This is a genomic window from Lactiplantibacillus sp. C232, from assembly GCF_023806725.1.
In the GTDB taxonomy this organism is placed as follows: domain Bacteria; phylum Bacillota; class Bacilli; order Lactobacillales; family Lactobacillaceae; genus Lactiplantibacillus; species Lactiplantibacillus plantarum.
Genome location: NZ_JAMSKZ010000017.1, coordinates 1 through 17,760 on the forward strand (window position 1 = coordinate 1; position 17,760 = coordinate 17,760).

The 17,760-nt window shown below is 43.4% G+C and carries 30 protein-coding genes; 29 read left to right on the forward strand and 1 reads right to left on the reverse strand.

What is annotated here, in order from left to right; translation table 11 throughout:
- Positions 1-609: 609 nt before the first annotated feature.
- The gene (locus MZO41_RS13640; protein WP_013355335.1) at positions 610-1,290 is read right to left on the reverse strand and encodes a prepilin peptidase; all 681 of its coding nucleotides are present in this window, start codon (positions 1,288-1,290) and stop codon (positions 610-612) included.
- 262 nt (positions 1,291-1,552) lie between these two features.
- Here MZO41_RS13640 and rpsL point away from each other — a divergent pair, with 262 nt between their 5' ends.
- From rpsL to rpsM, 29 genes are all read left to right on the forward strand, one after another.
- The gene (gene rpsL, locus MZO41_RS13645) at positions 1,553-1,966 is read left to right on the forward strand and encodes a 30S ribosomal protein S12 (RefSeq protein ID WP_003641249.1); all 414 of its coding nucleotides are present in this window, start codon (positions 1,553-1,555) and stop codon (positions 1,964-1,966) included.
- Positions 1,967-1,982: 16 nt separating this feature from the next.
- A complete protein-coding gene (rpsG, locus tag MZO41_RS13650; RefSeq protein ID WP_003638057.1) occupies positions 1,983-2,453 on the forward strand; it encodes a 30S ribosomal protein S7 in 471 nt (156 codons plus the stop codon).
- Positions 2,454-2,594: 141 nt separating this feature from the next.
- Positions 2,595-4,691, forward strand: coding sequence for an elongation factor G (fusA, locus tag MZO41_RS13655; RefSeq protein ID WP_003641250.1), 2,097 nt, complete (start codon positions 2,595-2,597; stop codon positions 4,689-4,691).
- 951 nt (positions 4,692-5,642) lie between these two features.
- On the forward strand, positions 5,643-5,951 hold the full coding sequence (gene rpsJ, locus MZO41_RS13660) for a 30S ribosomal protein S10 (RefSeq protein ID WP_003638059.1): 309 nt from the start codon (positions 5,643-5,645) through the stop codon (positions 5,949-5,951).
- Between the two features lie 37 nt (positions 5,952-5,988).
- The gene (gene rplC, locus MZO41_RS13665) at positions 5,989-6,618 is read left to right on the forward strand and encodes a 50S ribosomal protein L3 (protein WP_003641252.1); all 630 of its coding nucleotides are present in this window, start codon (positions 5,989-5,991) and stop codon (positions 6,616-6,618) included.
- A gap of 18 nt (positions 6,619-6,636) precedes the next feature.
- Positions 6,637-7,260, forward strand: a complete 624-nt coding sequence (gene rplD / locus MZO41_RS13670) for a 50S ribosomal protein L4 (protein ID WP_003641253.1) — start codon at positions 6,637-6,639, stop codon at positions 7,258-7,260.
- On the forward strand, positions 7,260-7,553 hold the full coding sequence (rplW, locus tag MZO41_RS13675) for a 50S ribosomal protein L23 (protein ID WP_003641254.1): 294 nt from the start codon (positions 7,260-7,262) through the stop codon (positions 7,551-7,553). The genes rplD and rplW overlap by 1 nt, the downstream gene beginning before the upstream one ends.
- A gap of 23 nt (positions 7,554-7,576) precedes the next feature.
- Entirely contained in the window at positions 7,577-8,416 is an 840-nt protein-coding gene (gene rplB / locus MZO41_RS13680; RefSeq protein ID WP_003641255.1) for a 50S ribosomal protein L2, read from the forward strand.
- Between the two features lie 42 nt (positions 8,417-8,458).
- On the forward strand, positions 8,459-8,734 hold the full coding sequence (rpsS, locus tag MZO41_RS13685) for a 30S ribosomal protein S19 (protein ID WP_003638064.1): 276 nt from the start codon (positions 8,459-8,461) through the stop codon (positions 8,732-8,734).
- Between the two features lie 20 nt (positions 8,735-8,754).
- Positions 8,755-9,102 carry a 50S ribosomal protein L22 gene (gene rplV / locus MZO41_RS13690; protein WP_003638065.1) on the forward strand — a complete coding sequence of 116 codons (348 nt, stop codon included), beginning with the start codon at positions 8,755-8,757 and terminating at the stop codon, positions 9,100-9,102.
- Positions 9,103-9,114: 12 nt separating this feature from the next.
- The gene (gene rpsC / locus MZO41_RS13695; RefSeq protein ID WP_003638066.1) at positions 9,115-9,768 is read left to right on the forward strand and encodes a 30S ribosomal protein S3; all 654 of its coding nucleotides are present in this window, start codon (positions 9,115-9,117) and stop codon (positions 9,766-9,768) included.
- 2 nt (positions 9,769-9,770) lie between these two features.
- Positions 9,771-10,205, forward strand: coding sequence for a 50S ribosomal protein L16 (rplP, locus tag MZO41_RS13700; protein ID WP_003641256.1), 435 nt, complete (start codon positions 9,771-9,773; stop codon positions 10,203-10,205).
- The gene (rpmC, locus tag MZO41_RS13705; protein ID WP_003638068.1) at positions 10,195-10,389 is read left to right on the forward strand and encodes a 50S ribosomal protein L29; all 195 of its coding nucleotides are present in this window, start codon (positions 10,195-10,197) and stop codon (positions 10,387-10,389) included. Before rplP ends, rpmC begins: the two co-directional genes overlap by 11 nt.
- A gap of 22 nt (positions 10,390-10,411) precedes the next feature.
- Complete coding sequence (gene rpsQ, locus MZO41_RS13710; protein WP_003638069.1) at positions 10,412-10,681, forward strand: 30S ribosomal protein S17; 270 nt, start codon at positions 10,412-10,414, stop codon at positions 10,679-10,681.
- A 42-nt stretch (positions 10,682-10,723) separates the two neighbouring features.
- Complete coding sequence (rplN, locus tag MZO41_RS13715) at positions 10,724-11,092, forward strand: 50S ribosomal protein L14 (RefSeq protein ID WP_003641257.1); 369 nt, start codon at positions 10,724-10,726, stop codon at positions 11,090-11,092.
- A gap of 33 nt (positions 11,093-11,125) precedes the next feature.
- Complete coding sequence (gene rplX / locus MZO41_RS13720) at positions 11,126-11,437, forward strand: 50S ribosomal protein L24 (RefSeq protein ID WP_003641258.1); 312 nt, start codon at positions 11,126-11,128, stop codon at positions 11,435-11,437.
- Between the two features lie 28 nt (positions 11,438-11,465).
- Positions 11,466-12,008: a 50S ribosomal protein L5 gene (rplE, locus tag MZO41_RS13725; protein ID WP_003638072.1), complete on the forward strand. Its 543-nt coding sequence runs from the start codon at positions 11,466-11,468 to the stop codon at positions 12,006-12,008.
- Positions 12,009-12,028: 20 nt separating this feature from the next.
- Positions 12,029-12,214, forward strand: a complete 186-nt coding sequence (locus MZO41_RS13730) for a type Z 30S ribosomal protein S14 (protein WP_003638073.1) — start codon at positions 12,029-12,031, stop codon at positions 12,212-12,214.
- Between the two features lie 33 nt (positions 12,215-12,247).
- Complete coding sequence (gene rpsH / locus MZO41_RS13735) at positions 12,248-12,643, forward strand: 30S ribosomal protein S8 (RefSeq protein WP_003638074.1); 396 nt, start codon at positions 12,248-12,250, stop codon at positions 12,641-12,643.
- Between the two features lie 29 nt (positions 12,644-12,672).
- Entirely contained in the window at positions 12,673-13,209 is a 537-nt protein-coding gene (gene rplF / locus MZO41_RS13740; protein ID WP_003641259.1) for a 50S ribosomal protein L6, read from the forward strand.
- A 34-nt stretch (positions 13,210-13,243) separates the two neighbouring features.
- Entirely contained in the window at positions 13,244-13,609 is a 366-nt protein-coding gene (rplR, locus tag MZO41_RS13745; RefSeq protein WP_003641260.1) for a 50S ribosomal protein L18, read from the forward strand.
- Between the two features lie 20 nt (positions 13,610-13,629).
- The gene (gene rpsE, locus MZO41_RS13750; RefSeq protein ID WP_003638077.1) at positions 13,630-14,130 is read left to right on the forward strand and encodes a 30S ribosomal protein S5; all 501 of its coding nucleotides are present in this window, start codon (positions 13,630-13,632) and stop codon (positions 14,128-14,130) included.
- A 14-nt stretch (positions 14,131-14,144) separates the two neighbouring features.
- Complete coding sequence (gene rpmD / locus MZO41_RS13755; protein ID WP_003641261.1) at positions 14,145-14,327, forward strand: 50S ribosomal protein L30; 183 nt, start codon at positions 14,145-14,147, stop codon at positions 14,325-14,327.
- 31 nt (positions 14,328-14,358) lie between these two features.
- On the forward strand, positions 14,359-14,790 hold the full coding sequence (rplO, locus tag MZO41_RS13760; protein WP_003638079.1) for a 50S ribosomal protein L15: 432 nt from the start codon (positions 14,359-14,361) through the stop codon (positions 14,788-14,790).
- Position 14,791: 1 nt separating this feature from the next.
- Positions 14,792-16,087, forward strand: coding sequence for a preprotein translocase subunit SecY (gene secY / locus MZO41_RS13765; protein WP_003644092.1), 1,296 nt, complete (start codon positions 14,792-14,794; stop codon positions 16,085-16,087).
- Positions 16,088-16,150: 63 nt separating this feature from the next.
- Positions 16,151-16,801 (forward strand): adenylate kinase, encoded by a 651-nt coding sequence (locus MZO41_RS13770; protein ID WP_003644093.1) that lies wholly within the window; start codon positions 16,151-16,153, stop codon positions 16,799-16,801.
- A 174-nt stretch (positions 16,802-16,975) separates the two neighbouring features.
- Entirely contained in the window at positions 16,976-17,194 is a 219-nt protein-coding gene (gene infA, locus MZO41_RS13775) for a translation initiation factor IF-1 (protein ID WP_003638082.1), read from the forward strand.
- A 36-nt stretch (positions 17,195-17,230) separates the two neighbouring features.
- Positions 17,231-17,350: a 50S ribosomal protein L36 gene (gene rpmJ, locus MZO41_RS13780; protein ID WP_003638083.1), complete on the forward strand. Its 120-nt coding sequence runs from the start codon at positions 17,231-17,233 to the stop codon at positions 17,348-17,350.
- Positions 17,351-17,377: 27 nt separating this feature from the next.
- A complete protein-coding gene (gene rpsM / locus MZO41_RS13785; RefSeq protein ID WP_003641265.1) occupies positions 17,378-17,743 on the forward strand; it encodes a 30S ribosomal protein S13 in 366 nt (121 codons plus the stop codon).
- The last annotated feature ends 17 nt before the right edge of the window (positions 17,744-17,760 follow it).

A 17,760-nucleotide genomic window follows, 5' to 3' on the forward strand; every position in this document is an offset into this window, starting at 1 on the left:
CTCGCTTTCAATTGGTTTTGGTCGACTTGATTGTAGCACAGGACGATATGTCCTTTTGTTGTACATAAAAATAGTGTTGATGGATTTTATCCATCAACACTAAATATCATAGACCCAGTTAGTGTGTCCTGCACCGCGCTCCAGGCATTTCTGCTAATTGCTGGACTGCCGTACCTTAATACTATATTGGTGAAACGTGTTCAGGTCAGAATGAGACTTTCGGTTAGCTACACTAATCCTCAGTCTCAGCCCGTCTAAACCGCACACTCTTGTAGTGCTAAGAAACGTCTTCCGCTCGGGATGGTGTTCGAATGGTGGGCACGTGCGTACGCAACTTTTGACGGATTAGTCGTTACTTTTTTGAGACCGGAATCTTATCGGGGAACTTTCAGGGTAATAATAGAATTGTGAGCTGTCCCCGATTTCTAAATCACCATATTACTACTGAGGGTCAGAACAACTGATACGATATTAACGCTTGTTTAAAGTTCCAAGTAGTAAACAATTCGACGACAACTTGTACCAGTTGAGTGGTCGTTCATCCGAACAGGACGCGTACTGACTAACAAGCAATAATCGGACGTACTAGAACATTGCAATTATAGCTCGCTATGCGAGACCCGTGAGTTGGGTGACCATGATGAAGCTCCAACTGATGAAGGGCACGAATGGTAAGCGATGGCGTGGGGCACTGATGATAAAACCAACTAATGCGGCAACGGCCGCAATGGCGAGACAGGTCAACAGTGTGTCGGCTGGAATGATGAAGACGAGCATGAGTAGAACGTCAACATCGCCGAGACCAAAGGTGGCAGTTAGCTGGGCCAGCAAGTATAGTCCGACTAGTAAGGCAAGTACGAGGTAGAGACTGATCGTCAGGGGTGGCCGTTGTTGCCATAAGCCCAGTCCGGCTGGAAGAAGTAATGTCAGCGGGTAGACTTCAAAAGTGAGATAATCAGTAAGACTATTGAAAATCAATACCAAGTAACCAATCAGAAGTGGCAGCGTCAATGACAATGACGTACTGCTAGAAGCTAGTAGACTACCACAAAGTAATTCAATCAGACTGGAACGGAGGCTGATAGGAGTGCGACAATCATAGCATCGCCCCCGTTGAAGCAGAATGCCGAGTAATGGTATCAGTTGCCAGAACCGTAATTGATGCCGGCAGTGTGGACACCGTGATCGTTGAGTGCTAATGAGTATGTGTCCGTTGCTGATGCGTTCCGCCATACAGGTCACGAATGAGCCCAGACAGAGGCCAATAATAAAAAGACTGCTGGTTAACATGGAAGGACCACCTTTCATCACTAGTTACGCAATGTAAAGCACCACTATTTTTTCAGGACATTTATTGACAACTTCGGCATGTCATGATAGTCTAGTAAAGGTGCTTTTTGCAGACAGATTCCTGTATCAGGAATACAGACATGCTGACTGGTCGGCTAAGCGCACAATTACCATGCTCCAGGCATTCTTTTTTACTCAAAAAAGAACCACCTGGATGTGTGGACTTAAAAAACAGATATTTGGAAGGAGGACACTTTAGAACATGCCAACAATTAATCAATTAATTCGCAAAGGCCGTAAGTCTAAAGTATCAAAATCAAATGCCCCAGCGTTAAACTTTGGGTATAACAGTTACAAGAAGGTTGCAACTAATAACCCAGCGCCACAAAAGCGTGGGGTTGCTACTCGTGTCGGTACCATGACTCCTAAGAAGCCTAACTCGGCTTTACGGAAGTATGCCCGTGTACGTTTATCTAACTTAATCGAAGTTACAGCTTACATTCCTGGTATTGGTCATAACCTCCAAGAACATAGCGTTGTCTTAATTCGTGGTGGTCGTGTTAAGGATTTACCTGGTGTTCGTTACCATGTTATCCGTGGTGCTTTGGATACTGCTGGTGTCGAAGATCGTCGCCAAAGCCGTTCCAAGTATGGTACCAAGAAGCCAAAGAAATAATAAGGAGGTAAGTTAAATGCCAAGAAAAGGTGCACCTGCAAAACGCGAAGTTTTAGCAGATCCAATGTATAACTCTAAATTAGTAACGCGTTTAATTAACCACTTAATGTTAGATGGTAAGCGCGGTACCGCATCAACTATTTTGTATGATGCTTTTGATCAAATCAAAGAACAAACTGGTAACGATCCTTTGGAAGTCTTCGAAGAAGCTATGAAGAACGTTATGCCAGTACTTGAAGTTAAGGCCCGCCGTGTTGGTGGTTCTAACTACCAAGTTCCAATCGAAGTTCGCCCAGATCGTAAGACGACTCTTGGCCTTCGTTGGATCGTTCAATATGCTCGCTCACGTGGCGAACACACTATGTCCGACCGGTTAGCTCGTGAAATCATGGATGCTGCTAACAATACTGGTGCTTCAGTTAAGAAGCGTGAAGATACTCACCGGATGGCTGAAGCCAACCGTGCCTTCGCCCATTATCGTTGGTAATATTTCCGTGAGATGGTTAAAGGTCGCCTTTAACTAATCACAAAAAGGTGACTATTATATGCGCGCATATAGTAGTCATTTTTTGAAATAAACTTTATACTGTTAATTCCATTTATATTGAGAGGAGTAACACATTTTCTAATGGCTAATACACGAGAATTCTCACTCGATAAGACCCGTAATATTGGTATTATGGCCCATATCGATGCTGGTAAGACCACGACTACTGAACGGATCTTGTACTACACTGGTAAAATTCACAAAATTGGTGAAACCCATGATGGTGCTTCACAAATGGACTGGATGGCCCAAGAACAAGAACGTGGGATCACCATTACCTCTGCTGCCACGACTGCACAGTGGAAGAACCACCGGATTAACATCATCGATACCCCAGGGCACGTTGACTTCACTGTTGAAGTTGAACGTTCACTTCGGGTTTTAGATGGTGCGATCGCCGTATTGGATGCCCAATCAGGTGTTGAACCTCAAACTGAAACAGTTTGGCGTCAAGCATCAACGTATAACGTTCCCCGGATCGTTTTCGTTAACAAGATGGACAAGATTGGTGCGGACTTCAAGTACTCTGTAAGCACGATCCATGATCGTTTACAAGCTAACGCCCACGCCATCCAATTACCAATTGGTGCCGAAGATAATTTCGAAGGGGTCATTGACTTAATCGAAATGAAGGCTGACCTTTATGATGAAGATCAACTTGGTACTGAATGGGATACGGTTGACGTTCCTGATGAATACAAAGAAGAAGCCCAAGCTGCACGTGATGACTTAATTGAAGCCTTAGCTGACATCGATGACGGCATCATGGAAAAGTACCTTGGCGGTGAAGAAATCAGCAAAGAAGAAATTAAGGCTGCTATCCGTAAAGGAACGTTAGCACTTGAATTCTTCCCAGTATTAGCTGGTTCAGCCTTCAAGAACAAGGGTGTTCAAATGTTAATGGATGCCGTTGTGGACTACTTACCATCACCACTTGATGTTAAGCCATACAAGGCTACTGATCCTGAAACTGAAGAAGAAGTTGACTTGATTGCCGGTGATGATAAGCCATTCGCTGCCTTAGCATTTAAGGTTGCTACTGACCCATTCGTTGGTCGTTTGACTTTCATCCGGGTATACCAAGGTACTTTGGAATCTGGTTCATATGTCTTGAACGCCACTAAGGACAAACGTGAACGGGTTGGTCGTTTACTTCAAATGCATTCTAACCAACGGAAAGAAATCCCAGAAGTTTTCTCTGGTGATATCGCTGCTGCAATTGGTTTGAAGAACACGACTACTGGTGACTCATTGACTTCGATTGACCATCCATATCACTTGGAATCAATGGAATTCCCTGACCCAGTTATCCAGGTTGCCGTTGAACCTAAGACTAAGGCTGACCAAGATAAGATGAACGTTGCCTTACAAAAGCTTTCTGAAGAAGATCCTACTTTCAAGGCTGAAACTAACCCTGAAACTGGTGAAACTTTGATCGCCGGGATGGGTGAATTGCATTTGGATATCATCGTTGACCGGATGCGGCGTGAATTTAATGTTGAAGCCACTGTTGGTGCGCCTCAAGTTTCATACCGTGAAACCTTTACTAAGAGCACTCAAGTTCAAGGTAAGTTTGTTCACCAATCTGGTGGTAAAGGTCAATATGGGGATGTTTGGGTTGAATTTACACCTAACGAAGAAGGTAAAGGCTTCGAATTCGAAGATGCCATCGTCGGTGGGGTTGTTCCTCGTGAATACATTCCTTCAGTTGAACAAGGTTTGAAGGAAGCTATGGCTAACGGTGTGTTAGCTGGTTATCCTTTGGTTGACGTTAAGGCTAAGCTCTATGATGGTTCTTACCATGATGTCGATTCTAGTGAAGCAGCCTTCAAGATTGCCGCATCATTAGCATTGCGGAATGCCGTTAAGACTGCTGGCCCTGTTATCCTTGAACCTATCATGAAGGTTGATATCGTTGCCCCAGAAGATTACTTAGGTGATGTTATGGGTCACGTTACTGCTCGTCGTGGTAACATCGAAGGTATGGAAGAACGTGGGAATGCCCAAGAAGTTCATGCATACGTTCCTTTGGCTGAAATGTTTGGTTATGCAACCACATTACGTTCAGCTACTCAAGGTCGTGGGACTTTCACAATGACCTTTGATCATTACGAAAAGGTACCAAAGTCAGTTCAAGAAGATATCATCAAGAAGAATGGCGGCACTCCTGCCAAATAAGCTTGATTGATAATAAGAAGGACGTTCAGCTTCGGCTGGACGTTCTTTTTTTACATAAATTTCTGGTCGAACTAAATGTGATTACTGCTCGTCGTAAGACAACGTGGCACATCAATTGAAGCGGCTTGGGATAGTTTGGCCGTCACTGGCATTGGGTACGGCTGTGACGAGCACAGTGCTGCTCAGGCCTATGTCATCGCGCAAGGGTACAATCGCGCAACAAGGGTCGCACTAGTTAAGTTACTAGCCGCTGCGACCATAAAACTGGCAGCCATAATATTAAAGGGTGCGAGACTCATAGCATAATAAGGAGAACGCGGACAACATCACATTTTTTGTACCGGAGATAACCACATGAGTTGACGGTTGTCGGTGACCACGGCCAAGGTGCTGACGGTCGGTGGTAAGCAGATGACAATATAATAGAAGGTAGACGAACAAGAACGTGGGTCAGTGTGACGGCGCCGTCAGATGTAGGAGCAGTTGAATTAAGCGTGTTGAAGTCCGATTAAATGACTCCAGACAAAAATGCATGACGCTGAACGCGGGTCTTGTTCCTGAGAAAATGTTAATGCAATCTAGTAGGTGTCCACATGATCGTGGCCGGTCGACAGTGAGAAATGTAAAGCGCTCACCAAAAAGAAATTAGGCGCAAACGCTATTAATTGGATGGAATTTGTGTTACATTAATTGAGCTGGTTCAAAAAGGTAACACGGTTTACAACGATGGTTATAAAAAAAGTGCGAAAACACTTGCTATTACAGAGCTTTTCATTTATTATAGATTGTGCTTGGTATTTAGAAGGGGATGACTATATCCCCATCATCAAGTAGTCGTAGTTAGCTTTGATGTGAAAGGTTGCGACACGCCCGGCCACATTGTCATGGGACGTGGCGGTAATTTTCACGGAGCTAGTCTTATTTTCAAAATAGACGAAGGAGGTCACAACAATGGCAAAGCAAAAAATTCGTATTCGCTTAAAGGCATACGAACACCGCATTCTTGATCAGTCAGCTGACAAGATTGTCGAAACGGCAAAGAGAACTGGTGCTACTATTTCAGGTCCTATTCCATTGCCTACTGAACGGACTATTTATACCGTTCTACGTTCACCACATAAGTTTAAGGACTCACGTGAACAATTCGAAATGCGGACTCACAAGCGGTTAATCGATATCGTTAACCCAACGCCTAAGACGGTCGACTCATTAATGAAGTTAGACTTGCCTAGCGGTGTAGATATTGAAATCAAGCTTTAATTTACTAAACTAAAATCAATTAATTGGAGGTGTACTCATGACCACTAAAGGAATCTTAGGGAAAAAGGTAGGAATGACGCAAGTCTTCACTGAAAGCGGCGAATTAGTTCCCGTTACAGTTGTTGAAGTTCAACCTAACGTTGTGTTGCAAGTTAAGACCGTTGAAAATGACGGTTACGAAGCAATCCAATTAGGTGTTGACGACAAACGCGAAGTCTTGACGAACAAACCTGCTCAAGGTCATGCAGCAAAAGCAAAAACGACTCCTAAGCGCTTCATTCGTGAAATTCGTAATGTTGAGCTTGGAGATTACACAGTAGGTGACGAAGTCAAAGCGGATATTTTCGCAGCTGGCGACGCCGTTGACGTTACGGGTATCACTAAAGGTCATGGTTACCAAGGTAATATCCATAAGGACGGCCAAAGTCGTGGACCAATGGCTCACGGTTCTCGTTACCATCGTCGTCCTGGTTCAATGGGTGCCATCATCAACCGGGTATTCAAAGGTAAGAAATTACCAGGCCGGATGGGTAATCACCAACGTACGATGCAAAACTTACAAATCGTTCGTGCCGACGTTGAAAACAACGTTTTATTAATTAAAGGGAATGTCCCTGGCGCCAACAAGTCATTTGTAACAGTTAAAACATCTGTTAAGAGTAAATAAGGAAGGAGGACATAATACATGACTAGCGTAGCATTATTTAAACAAGACGGTACGCAAAATGGTGACGTTACTTTGAACGACGCTGTGTTTGGTGTTGAACCAAACGAAAACGTGGTTTTTGATGCCATCTTGATGCAACGTGCATCAATGCGTCAAGGAACTCACGCAGTTAAGAACCGTAGTGCTCGTCGCGGTGGTGGTCGTAAACCATGGCGTCAAAAGGGTACTGGTCGTGCGCGTCAAGGTTCTATCCGTTCACCACAATGGCGTAAAGGTGGGATTGTCTTCGGACCAACCCCTCGTTCATACAGTTACAAATTACCTAAGAAGGTTATGCGCTTAGCTTTGAAGTCTGTCCTTTCACAAAAGGTCTTAGACAACAGCTTAGTTGCAGTTGATAGCTTAGCTTTCGACGCACCAAAGACTAAGGATTTTGTAAATGTATTAAACAACCTCAACGTCGATACCAAGACTCTTGTTTTGGTTGAAGAGGACAATGAAAAGGCTGCTTTGGCAGGTCGTAACTTACCAAATGTTAAGATCCTTAAAGCCAAAGGTGTTAACGTCTTAGATGTCGCTAATAGTGACAAATTAGTCGTTACCCAAAAAGCCCTCGATCAATTAGAGGAGGCGCTCGCATAATGGAAGCACGCGATGTAATTTTACGTCCTGTAGTTACTGAATCATCAATGGCTGACTTGGACGACAAGCGCTACACATTTGATGTCAACGTACAGGCAACGAAAACCCAAGTTAAAAAAGCAATCGAAGAAATCTTCGATGTTAAAGTCGTTAAAGTGAACGTTATGAACGTTAAAGGAAAACTTAAGCGCCAAGGTCGTTACGCCGGCTACACTAAGAAGCGTCGTAAGGCTATTGTTACCTTAAGTTCTGATTCTAACGAAATCAAGTTGTTCAACGACGATCAACAATAAATCTAATTTAGGAGGTAACTCTAGTGGGTATTAAGAAGTATAAACCAACCACTAACGGCCGTCGTAATATGACTGCTTCAGATTTCTCTGAAATCACTAAGACGAAGCCTGAAAAGTCATTATTAGACTCACAAAGTCACACTGCCGGTCGTAACAGTTATGGTCACATTACTGTTCGTCATCGTGGCGGCGGTCATAAGCAACAATACCGTTTGGTTGACTTTAAGCGGATTAAGGATGAAGTTCCAGCAACCGTTAAGGCAATCGAATATGATCCTAACCGGACAGCTAACATTGCATTATTAGTTTACGCTGACGGTGTGAAATCATATATCTTAGCACCAAAAGGTTTGGAAGTTGGTATGCAAGTTCAATCAGGTGCCGAAGCCGACATCAAGGTTGGTAACGCATTACCATTAACTAACATCCCTGTTGGTACTGTTATTCACAACATTGAATTGAAGCCAGGTAAGGGTGGCCAATTAGCTCGCTCTGCTGGTACTTCAGCACAATTACTGGGTAAGGAAGGCAAGTACGCAATTGTTCGTTTGTCTTCTGGTGAAGTTCGTTTAGTATTATTAACTAGCCGTGCTACTATTGGTACTGTTGGTAATGAACAACACGAATTAATCAACTCAGGTAAAGCCGGTCGTACACGTTGGCAAGGTAAGCGCCCAACTGTTCGTGGTTCTGTAATGAACCCTAACGATCACCCTCATGGTGGTGGTGAAGGTAAAGCACCAATCGGTCATCCATCTCCAATGTCTCCATGGGGTAAGAAGACGCTTGGTAAGAAGACTCGGAACAAGAAGGCTCGTTCAAACAAGCTTATCGTTCGTGGTCGCCGTCCAGGCAAACACTAATAAAATTTGAATTTACTGTAGTTATCGAGAGGAGGTCACACGATGGGTCGTAGTTTAAAGAAGGGACCTTTCGCAGATGCGCATTTATTAAAGAAAATCGATGCACAATCTGATTCTGACAAGAAATCTGTCATCAAGACGTGGTCACGTCGTTCAACAATTTTCCCAAGTTTCATCGGGTACACAATCGCTGTTTATGATGGTCGCAAGCATGTCCCAGTTTACATCCAAGACGACATGGTCGGTCATAAGTTAGGTGAATTTGTACCAACACGGACGTTCCATGGTCATGGAACTGACGATAAGAAAACGAAGTAATAGTTAGGAGGATATAAAGAATGGCTGAACAAGTAACATCTGCACGTGCAACTGCAAAAACTGTTCGTATTGCCGCTCGTAAGGTCCGCCTAGTTGTCGATCTTATCAGAGGTAAAAGTGTTGCCGAAGCCTTAGCAATCTTGAAGTTCACTCCACGGGGTGCTTCTCCAGTAGTAGAAAAAGTTTTACTTTCTGCTGTTGCTAACGCTGAAAATAACTTTGACTTAGATCGCGAAGATTTGGTCGTAAGCGAAGCTTTTGTTAACGAAGGACCAACCTTAAAACGGTTCCGTCCACGGGCAAAGGGTTCTGCTTCACCAATCAACAAGCGGACTAGCCACATTACGATCACAGTTACTGAAAAATAGGAGGGATAACGCGTGGGTCAAAAAGTAAATCCAACCGGATTACGTGTAGGAATCATTCGCGACTGGGAAGCAAAATGGTACGCTGAAAAAGATTTTGCTGCCTACTTGAACGAAGATTTACGCATCCGTAAGTATATCGAACAACGACTTGCCGACGCTTCCGTCTCCACCGTTGAAATCGAACGCGCTGCAAACCGCGTAAACATTTCAATCCATACCGCAAAACCAGGGATGGTTATTGGTAAGGGTGGTTCTGAAGTTGAAGCTCTTCGTAAAGAATTAAACAATTTAACTGGTAAGCGAGTACACATCAACATCATCGAAATCAAGAAGCCTGATTTAGATGCTAAATTAGTTGGTGAAAGTATTGCGCGTCAATTGGAAGGCCGGGTTGCTTTCCGTCGTGCGATGCGTGGTGCTATGCAACGTACAATGCGTTCCGGTGCTAAGGGTATTAAGACACAAGTTGCTGGCCGTTTAAACGGTGCCGACATGTCTCGTGTTGAAGCATACTCAGATGGTACGGTTCCATTGCATACGCTTCGTGCTGACATCGACTATTCATGGGTCGAAGCACGGACGACTTACGGTAAATTAGGTGTTAAGACCTGGATCTACCGTGGCGAAATCTTGCCAGAAAAGAAATCTGCTAAAGGAGGAAACTAAACATGCTGGTACCTAAACGGGTTAAGTATCGTCGTGTTCATCGTGGTAAAATGCGCGGTGAAGCTAAAGGCGGTAAAACAGTTGCTTTTGGTGATTACGGTTTACAAACCCTCGAATCACACTGGATCAGCAACCGGCAGATTGAAGCTGCCCGTGTTGCTATGAACCGTTACATGAAGCGTGGCGGTAAGGTATGGATTAAGATTTTCCCTCACAAGTCCTACACTGAAAAAGGTGTCGGTGTCCGGATGGGTAATGGGAAAGGTACTCCTGCAGGTTGGGTAGCACCAGTTAAACGTAACAAGATTATGTTTGAAGTTGCTGGTGTTCCAGAAGAAGTTGCACGCGAAGCTTTACGCTTGGCTGGAACTAAATTACCTGTTAAAACTAAGATTGTTAAGCGTGAGGAAGTAGGTGGCGAATCAGATGAAGGCTAAGGAAATTAAAGCATTGTCCACTACTGAAATGCTCGAAAAAGAAAAGTCTTACAAAGACGAACTTTTCAACTTGCGTTTTCAATTGGCCACTGGTCAGCTTGAAAACACCGCTCGTTTAAAACAAGTTCGTAAGAACATTGCGCGTATTAAAACTGCGTTGCGTGAACAAGAGTTAAACAAGTAGAGTATAAAGGAGGCAATCACGAATGAGTGAAGATACTCGTAATAGCCGTAAGGTTATCCAAGGACGCGTTGTTTCTGACAAGATGGACAAAACCATTGTTGTTATTGTCGAAACTTACAAGAACCATCCGGTATACGGCAAACGTGTTCGTTATTCAAAGAAATTCAAGGCTCATGATGAAAAGAATGAAGCCAAAACTGGCGATATCGTCAAGATCATGGAAACTCGTCCTCTATCAGCTACTAAGCGTTTCCGCTTAATTGAAGTTGTTCAAAAAGCTGTTATTATCTAGATTATTAGCTGAATAAAATTACATGAAGGGAGGACACTTACTGTGATCCAACAAGAAAGTCGTTTAAAAGTTGCTGACAACTCCGGTGCCCGTGAAATCCTTACTATTAAGGTATTAGGTGGCTCTGGTCGTAAAACTGCTAACATTGGTGATGTCATTGTTGCTACGGTTAAACAAGCAACACCCGGTGGTGTTGTCAAAGCTCATGATGTCGTTAAAGCTGTGATCGTCCGGACTAAGTCTGGTGTTCACCGTGCTGACGGTTCATACATCAAGTTTGATGAAAATGCTGCAGTTATTATTCGTGATGACAAGACTCCACAAGGTACTCGTATCTTTGGACCTGTCGCTCGTGAATTACGTGATAAGGACTTCATGCGTATTGTTTCATTAGCGCCAGAAGTACTCTAGTCACACACCGTAAATAAGGAGGTGCGCAACCTAATGTTGATTAAAACTGGTGATAAAGTTCGAGTAATCAGCGGTAAGGATCGTGGTCAAGAAGGTACTGTTAAAAAGGTTATCTCTGCCAAGAACCGGATCGTTGTTGAAGGTGTTAACAAGATCAAGAAACACCAAAAACCAACGAACGTTAACCCACAAGGCGGTATCGTGGACATCGAAGCACCAATCGATGCTTCTAACGTTATGTACCTTGACCCATCAACCAACGAACCTACACGTTTAGGTGTTCGTCGTGAAGATGGCAAGCGTGTCCGTTACGCTAAAAAGTCTGGTAAAGACTTAGAAAACTAAGACTGACTGAAAGGAGGAAGCAAGTTTCATGGAAAACCGTTTAAAAGCTCAATATGAAAAAGAAATCGTTCCAGCATTAGTTGACAAGTTCAATTACACTTCAGTAATGCAAGTGCCTAAGCTGGCTAAGATCGTTTTGAACATGGGTGTTGGTGATGCAGTTACCAACGCTAAAAACTTAGACGAAGCAGTTGAAGAATTAACTTTGATCTCCGGTCAAAAACCATTGGTTACCCGGGCAAAGAAATCTATCGCTGGTTTCCGTCTTCGTGAAGGTATGGCAATTGGTGCCAAGGTTGACTTACGTGGCGAACGTATGTATGACTTCTTGGACAAGTTGATCAATGTTTCATTACCACGTGTTCGTGACTTCCATGGTGTAAGTACTCGTTCATTTGATGGTCGCGGTAACTACACATTGGGTGTCCGTGAACAATTGATCTTCCCAGAAATCAACTATGATAATGTTAACCGTGTTCGCGGTTTAGACATTGTAATCGTTACGACAGCTGATAGTGATGAAGAATCACGTGAGTTGTTAACTCAATTTGGCATGCCATTTGCTAAATAACCGAAGGGGGTTAATCGAAGTTGGCTAAAAAATCACAAATTGCTAAACAAAAGCGCGGTGCTAAGTTTAACGTACAAAACTACACCCGTTGTGAACGTTGTGGTCGTCCACATTCAGTTTACCGTAAATTCCACTTGTGCCGTATCTGCTTACGCGACCTGGCCCACAAAGGTCAAATCCCTGGTATGAAAAAGGCCAGCTGGTAAAAACAAACCCAAGTTAAAGGAGGTTAAACTTTCATGATGACTGATCCAATCGCAGATTTCTTGACTCGTATCCGTAACGCTAACATGGTACGCCACGATTCACTAGAAGTTCCTGCATCAAAAATCAAACGCAACATTGCTGAAATTTTAAAGAATGAAGGTTTTGTTCGCGACGTTGAATACATCGATGATGACAAACAGGGCATCATCCGCGTCTTCTTGAAGTATGGTAAGGACAACGAACGTGTAATCAGTGGTTTGAAGCGTATTTCAAAGCCAGGTTTACGTTCATACGTCAAGGCTGATGCTGTTCCTAAGGTTTTAAACGGTTTAGGGATTGCTATCATCTCAACTTCAGAAGGTGTCATTACTGATAAAGAAGCTCGCGCCAAGAAGCTTGGCGGCGAAGTATTAGCTTACGTTTGGTAATCATTAATTAAGACGGGAGGTGCAAGTAAGTGAGTCGTATTGGTTATAAAGTAATTGAACTACCTGCTGGGGTAGAAGTATCACAAGCTGGTGAAGTCGTTACGGTTAAGGGTCCTAAGGGTACTTTAACGCGGAACATCGCCAGTGATATTACGATGACGGTTGAAGGCAACGAAGTTAAATTCACTCGTCCATCTGATGACTACAAGATGAAGGCATTACACGGTACTACCCGTGCAAATGTTAACAACATGGTTGAAGGGGTTACTAAAGGCTTTACTAAGAACCTTCAATTGGTCGGTGTTGGTTACCGTGCCCAATTGCAAGGCAAGAAGTTAGTATTAAGCGTTGGTTACTCACACCCTGTTGAATTCGCAACGCCTGAAAACTTGACTGTTGAAGTTCCTGATAACACGCATATCAATATTTCTGGTATTGGTAAGCAAGCTGTTGGTGACTTTGCTGCCGAAGTTCGGGCCGTTCGTTCACCTGAACCTTACAAAGGTAAAGGGATTCGTTACGTCGATGAATATGTTCGTCGTAAGGAAGGTAAGACTGGTAAATAATGCAGCGTAAAGCTGTCCATACTAATATATAGAGGTGACTATTGTGATTTCCAAACCAGATAAAAACAAAACACGTCAACGTCGTCACGCACGTGTTCGCGGTAAGATTTCTGGGACTGCTGAGCGCCCACGCTTAAATGTTTATCGTTCAAACAAAAACATCTACGCTCAAGTTATTGATGATGTAGAGGGTGTAACGCTCGCAAGTGCCTCAACTTTAGATAGCGAAGTTAAAGGTAACAACAAGACTGAAAAGGCTGCATCTGTCGGTGAAGTTGTTGCTAAGCGCGCTGCTGAAAAGAAAATCGTTGACGTCGTTTTCGATCGTGGCGGTTACTTATATCATGGTCGGGTTCAAGCTTTGGCTGAAGCCGCTCGTGAAAACGGACTTAAATTCTAACAAAGGAGGAATAATACCATATGACTTTCATTGATCCATCAAAATTAGATCTTGACGATAATGTTGTTGCCATTAACCGGATTACCAAAGTTGTTAAAGGTGGTCGTCGCCTACGTTTTGCTGCATTAGTAATCGTTGGGGACCACAAGGGACACGTTGGTTTCGGTACTGGTAAGGCTCAAGAAGTTCCAGAAGCAATTCGGAAAGCTTCCGAAGCTGCTAAAAAGAACTTGATCACTGTACCAATGGTTGGTACCACCATTCCTCATGAAGCACTTGGTGTTTACGGTGGTGGCCGCATCATGCTTAAGCCAGCCGTTGAAGGTTCTGGTGTTGCCGCTGGTGGCGCCGTTCGTGCCGTCATGGAATTAGCCGGTGTGGATGATGTTACTAGTAAACGATTAGGCTCAAACACCCCCGTTAACGTTGTTCGTGCAACGTTCGAAGGCTTAAAGAGCTTAAAGACTGCTGAACAAGTCGCTGCTTTACGTGGCGTTTCAGCCGAACATTTAGCTGAATAGGGAGGACAAACAACATGGCTCAATTAAAGATCACTTTAGTACGCAGTGCTGCTCACCGTCTTCCTAAGCAACGTAAAATCGTTAAGGAATTAGGTTTGGGTCGGATTAATAGTTCCGTTGTTAAACCTGATGACGCAGCAACTCGCGGTCAAATTTTCCACATCGCACACTTAGTCGATGTCGAAATCATCAAGTAATTCAAATTTTCAAAGAGGAGGTGCCTACTAAATGAAGTTACATGAATTAACACCTAGTGAAGGTTCACGTTTTTCACGTCGTCGAATTGGTCGTGGTGACTCAAGTGGCCAAGGTAAGACTTCTGGTCGTGGCCAAAAAGGTCAAAAGGCGCGTGGTAAAGTTCGTGTCGGTTTCGAAGGTGGCCAAATGCCATTGTACCGTCGGATTCCTAAACGTGGATTTACTAACATTAACCGTAAAGAATATGCGGTTGTTAACCTTGACGGCTTAAACCGTTTTGATGATGGTGCCGAAGTTACACCAGAATCATTAAAGGAAGCTGGCTTAGTTAAGAAGAGTTCTGCTGTTAAAGTTCTTGGTAATGGTAAACTCAACAAAAAGTTAACAGTTAAGGCAAGCAAGTTCTCTGCAACGGCGGTTGCAGCCATTGAAGCTGCTGGCGGTAAAACTGAGGTGATCTAATTTGCTGACTACCATGAAGAACGCTCTCAAAGTTAAGGATATTCGGAATAAACTTCTGTTCACGTTGGGCGTTTTGATTGTATTTCGTCTTGGCTCTTATATCACAGTTCCTGGAGTTAATGCACAGGCACTTCAGTCGGTGGCATCTTCAGGGCTGATAAGTATGTTGAATACATTCAGTGGTGGCGGTTTAACAAATTATTCCATCCTTGCTATGGGGGTATCCCCTTACATTACTGCACAAATCATCGTTCAATTGTTACAAATGGACATTGTTCCTAAGTTTGTTGAATGGGGCAAACAAGGTGAAGTTGGTCGACGCAAGCTTAATCAAGCGACCCGTTGGTTAACGATCGTCTTGGCCTTTGTTCAGTCGATTGGGATTACGGCTGGTTTTAACTCTTTGAGTCAACTCAAGCTCGTTAACAATCCAAGTATTTCGACTTACCTGACCATTGGGGTGATCCTCACTGGTGGGGCAATGTTGACGACTTGGATGGGTGACATGATTACGGATCGAGGAATCGGTAATGGGGTTTCCATTATTATCTTCGCCGGGATCATTGCCCGTATGCCAACATCGATTTATCAAATTTATCAAGAACAGTTCGTTAATGTTTCACAGAGCGACTGGTGGAAGAGTGGCTTGTTTGTTGTTGGGTTAGCCTTGCTTGTGCTGATCATCGTTATGTTTGTAACGTGGGTCGAACAAGCTAATGACCGAATTCCAATTCAATACACTCGTCGTGCAGCTGGTGCACCTGACAGTAGTTACCTACCATTAAAGGTGAACGTTGCCGGGGTTATTCCTGTTATTTTCGCGAGTTCCTTCATTGCAACGCCCCAAACGATTTTGCTAGGGTTCCAATCCAGTCATGGTGACGAAACCTGGTATACCGTTTTGAGTAATATCTTCAATATGCAGTCGACGACTGGTGCTATTCTTTACACCATTCTGATCGTGCTCTTCACGTTCTTCTATGCGTTTGTTCAGGTCAATCCTGAAAAGCTCTCTAAGAACTTACAAAAGCAAGGCAGCTATATTCCTGGTGTTTGGCCAGGTAAGGATACTCAAGATTGGGTTTCAAAATTGTTAATGCGACTAAGTACGGTCGGTGCCCTCTACCTTGGGTTGATTTCCTTGATTCCATTATTAGCTTCTGATATTTGGGGTCTCGATGAATCAATCGGTTTAGGTGGGACGAGTTTACTAATCGTTGTTGGGGTTGCCCTTGAAACAATTCGTCAAATTAAAGGATTGATGATGAAACGTGACTATGTCGGTTTCATTCGTTAATCAGCGAATGTGTTGGGGAGACTCAACACATTTGTGCATTCAGGAGGAAAAAACATGTCAACAATGAACCTGATTTTAATGGGATTACCGGGTGCCGGTAAGGGTACTCAAGCACAGAAGATTCTTGAAGATTTTGATATTCCACATATCTCGACCGGAGATATCTTCCGTGCAGCCATTAAGAACGAAACGAAGATGGGCTTGGAAGCCAAGAAGTATATTGATGCAGGTAACTTAGTACCAGACGAAGTCACTAACGGCATCGTCCGTGATCGGTTAGCTGAAGCGGATACTAAAAATGGTTTCCTATTAGATGGTTACCCACGTAACATCGATCAAGCTCATGCTTTGAAACAAATCGGTGAAGAACTCAATAAGCCACTTGATGGGGTCATCAACATTCATGTTGAACCCGCAGTACTTGTTGAACGACTTTCCGGTCGGTTTATCTGCCGGACTTGCGGTGCAACTTACCATAAGTTGTACAACAAGCCTAAGGTAGAAGGAACCTGTGATGTGTGTGGCGGTCATGATTTCTATCAACGTGATGATGACAAGCCAGCAACCGTTAAGAATCGGTTAGACGTGAACATTAAGTTGAACACGCCATTAATTGATTATTACGGTCAAGAAAAGTTACTCTACAATGTCGACGGTGATCGCGACATTGATGATGTCTACAAAGATATCAAGAAAATTCTTGATAACCTGTAAACCAGGTTCCTTCAGCAGCGACGTTTGCTTTTCAAAGGTCGTTGTGATAAAATTATTCAGGTTTAGCCGTTGACTGATTTAATATTTTTTTAATGTTATGATTAGACAATGACTGGTTCAGTAATGGACCAAATACGTGGTAGCACGGAATCTGATAATAAGGAGGGACAGTACTTGGCAAAGGAAGACGTCATCGAAATTCAAGGAACCATTAAAGAAACGTTGCCGAACGCAATGTTTAAGGTTGAACTTGAAAACGGCGCTGAAATCTTGGCACACGTATCAGGTAAGATCCGGATGCATTACATTCGAATTCTGCCTGGTGACAAGGTTACAGTTGAAATGTCACCTTATGATTTAACTAAGGGCCGGATTACCTACCGTTTCAAGTAGGCTCGGTCTACGTACCTTATAGGAGGTAAAAAACTCATGAAAGTAAGACCATCTGTAAAGCCAATGTGCGAACACTGCAAAGTTATTCGTCGTAAAGGCCGCGTGATGATTATCTGCTCTGCTAATCCAAAGCATAAGCAACGCCAAGGTAAATAATTTAATTAAGTTGGAGGTGAAATATTAATGGCTCGTATTGAAGGGATTGACTTACCACGTGACAAGCGTATTGTCATTGGTTTGACTTATATCTACGGTATCGGTAACACTTCTGCACAGAAGATCCTTGCTGAAGCCGGTGTTTCAGAAGACGTTCGTGTACGTGATTTAACTCCTGACCAGGAAGACAAAATCCGTGCCGTTGTCGATGGCTACAAAACTGAAGGTGACTTACGTCGTGAAGTCAGCTTAAACATCAAGTTATTGCAAGAAATCGGTTCATACCGTGGCATGCGTCATCGTCGTGGTTTACCAGTTCGTGGTCAACACACGAAGAACAATGCTCGTACTCGTAAGGGTAAAAAGGTCAGCATCGCTGGACGTAAAAAATAATAATAAAGGAGGTTTTC

What these genes read in the sequence shown, in the direction of transcription:
- rplV (WP_003638065.1), top strand. Translation starts at nt 8,755, where the DNA reads ATGGCTGAACAAGTAACATCTGCACGTGCAACTGCAAAAACTGTTCGT.
- rplE (WP_003638072.1), top strand. Translation starts at nt 11,466, where the DNA reads ATGGAAAACCGTTTAAAAGCTCAATATGAAAAAGAAATCGTTCCAGCA.
- rplP (WP_003641256.1), top strand. Translation starts at nt 9,771, where the DNA reads ATGCTGGTACCTAAACGGGTTAAGTATCGTCGTGTTCATCGTGGTAAA.
- rpsM (WP_003641265.1), top strand. Translation starts at nt 17,378, where the DNA reads ATGGCTCGTATTGAAGGGATTGACTTACCACGTGACAAGCGTATTGTC.
- rpsG (WP_003638057.1), top strand. Translation starts at nt 1,983, where the DNA reads ATGCCAAGAAAAGGTGCACCTGCAAAACGCGAAGTTTTAGCAGATCCA.
- rplD (WP_003641253.1), top strand. Translation starts at nt 6,637, where the DNA reads ATGACTAGCGTAGCATTATTTAAACAAGACGGTACGCAAAATGGTGAC.
- rplO (WP_003638079.1), top strand. Translation starts at nt 14,359, where the DNA reads ATGAAGTTACATGAATTAACACCTAGTGAAGGTTCACGTTTTTCACGT.
- rpmJ (WP_003638083.1), top strand. Translation starts at nt 17,231, where the DNA reads ATGAAAGTAAGACCATCTGTAAAGCCAATGTGCGAACACTGCAAAGTT.
- rpsS (WP_003638064.1), top strand. Translation starts at nt 8,459, where the DNA reads ATGGGTCGTAGTTTAAAGAAGGGACCTTTCGCAGATGCGCATTTATTA.
- rpsJ (WP_003638059.1), top strand. Translation starts at nt 5,643, where the DNA reads ATGGCAAAGCAAAAAATTCGTATTCGCTTAAAGGCATACGAACACCGC.
- rpsL (WP_003641249.1), top strand. Translation starts at nt 1,553, where the DNA reads ATGCCAACAATTAATCAATTAATTCGCAAAGGCCGTAAGTCTAAAGTA.
- rplW (WP_003641254.1), top strand. Translation starts at nt 7,260, where the DNA reads ATGGAAGCACGCGATGTAATTTTACGTCCTGTAGTTACTGAATCATCA.
- rplX (WP_003641258.1), top strand. Translation starts at nt 11,126, where the DNA reads ATGTTGATTAAAACTGGTGATAAAGTTCGAGTAATCAGCGGTAAGGAT.
- rplC (WP_003641252.1), top strand. Translation starts at nt 5,989, where the DNA reads ATGACCACTAAAGGAATCTTAGGGAAAAAGGTAGGAATGACGCAAGTC.
- MZO41_RS13770 (WP_003644093.1), top strand. Translation starts at nt 16,151, where the DNA reads ATGAACCTGATTTTAATGGGATTACCGGGTGCCGGTAAGGGTACTCAA.
- rpmD (WP_003641261.1), top strand. Translation starts at nt 14,145, where the DNA reads ATGGCTCAATTAAAGATCACTTTAGTACGCAGTGCTGCTCACCGTCTT.
- fusA (WP_003641250.1), top strand. Translation starts at nt 2,595, where the DNA reads ATGGCTAATACACGAGAATTCTCACTCGATAAGACCCGTAATATTGGT.
- rpsH (WP_003638074.1), top strand. Translation starts at nt 12,248, where the DNA reads ATGATGACTGATCCAATCGCAGATTTCTTGACTCGTATCCGTAACGCT.
- rpsQ (WP_003638069.1), top strand. Translation starts at nt 10,412, where the DNA reads ATGAGTGAAGATACTCGTAATAGCCGTAAGGTTATCCAAGGACGCGTT.
- rpsE (WP_003638077.1), top strand. Translation starts at nt 13,630, where the DNA reads ATGACTTTCATTGATCCATCAAAATTAGATCTTGACGATAATGTTGTT.
- rpmC (WP_003638068.1), top strand. Translation starts at nt 10,195, where the DNA reads ATGAAGGCTAAGGAAATTAAAGCATTGTCCACTACTGAAATGCTCGAA.
- MZO41_RS13640 (WP_013355335.1), bottom strand. Translation starts at nt 1,290, where the DNA reads ATGTTAACCAGCAGTCTTTTTATTATTGGCCTCTGTCTGGGCTCATTC.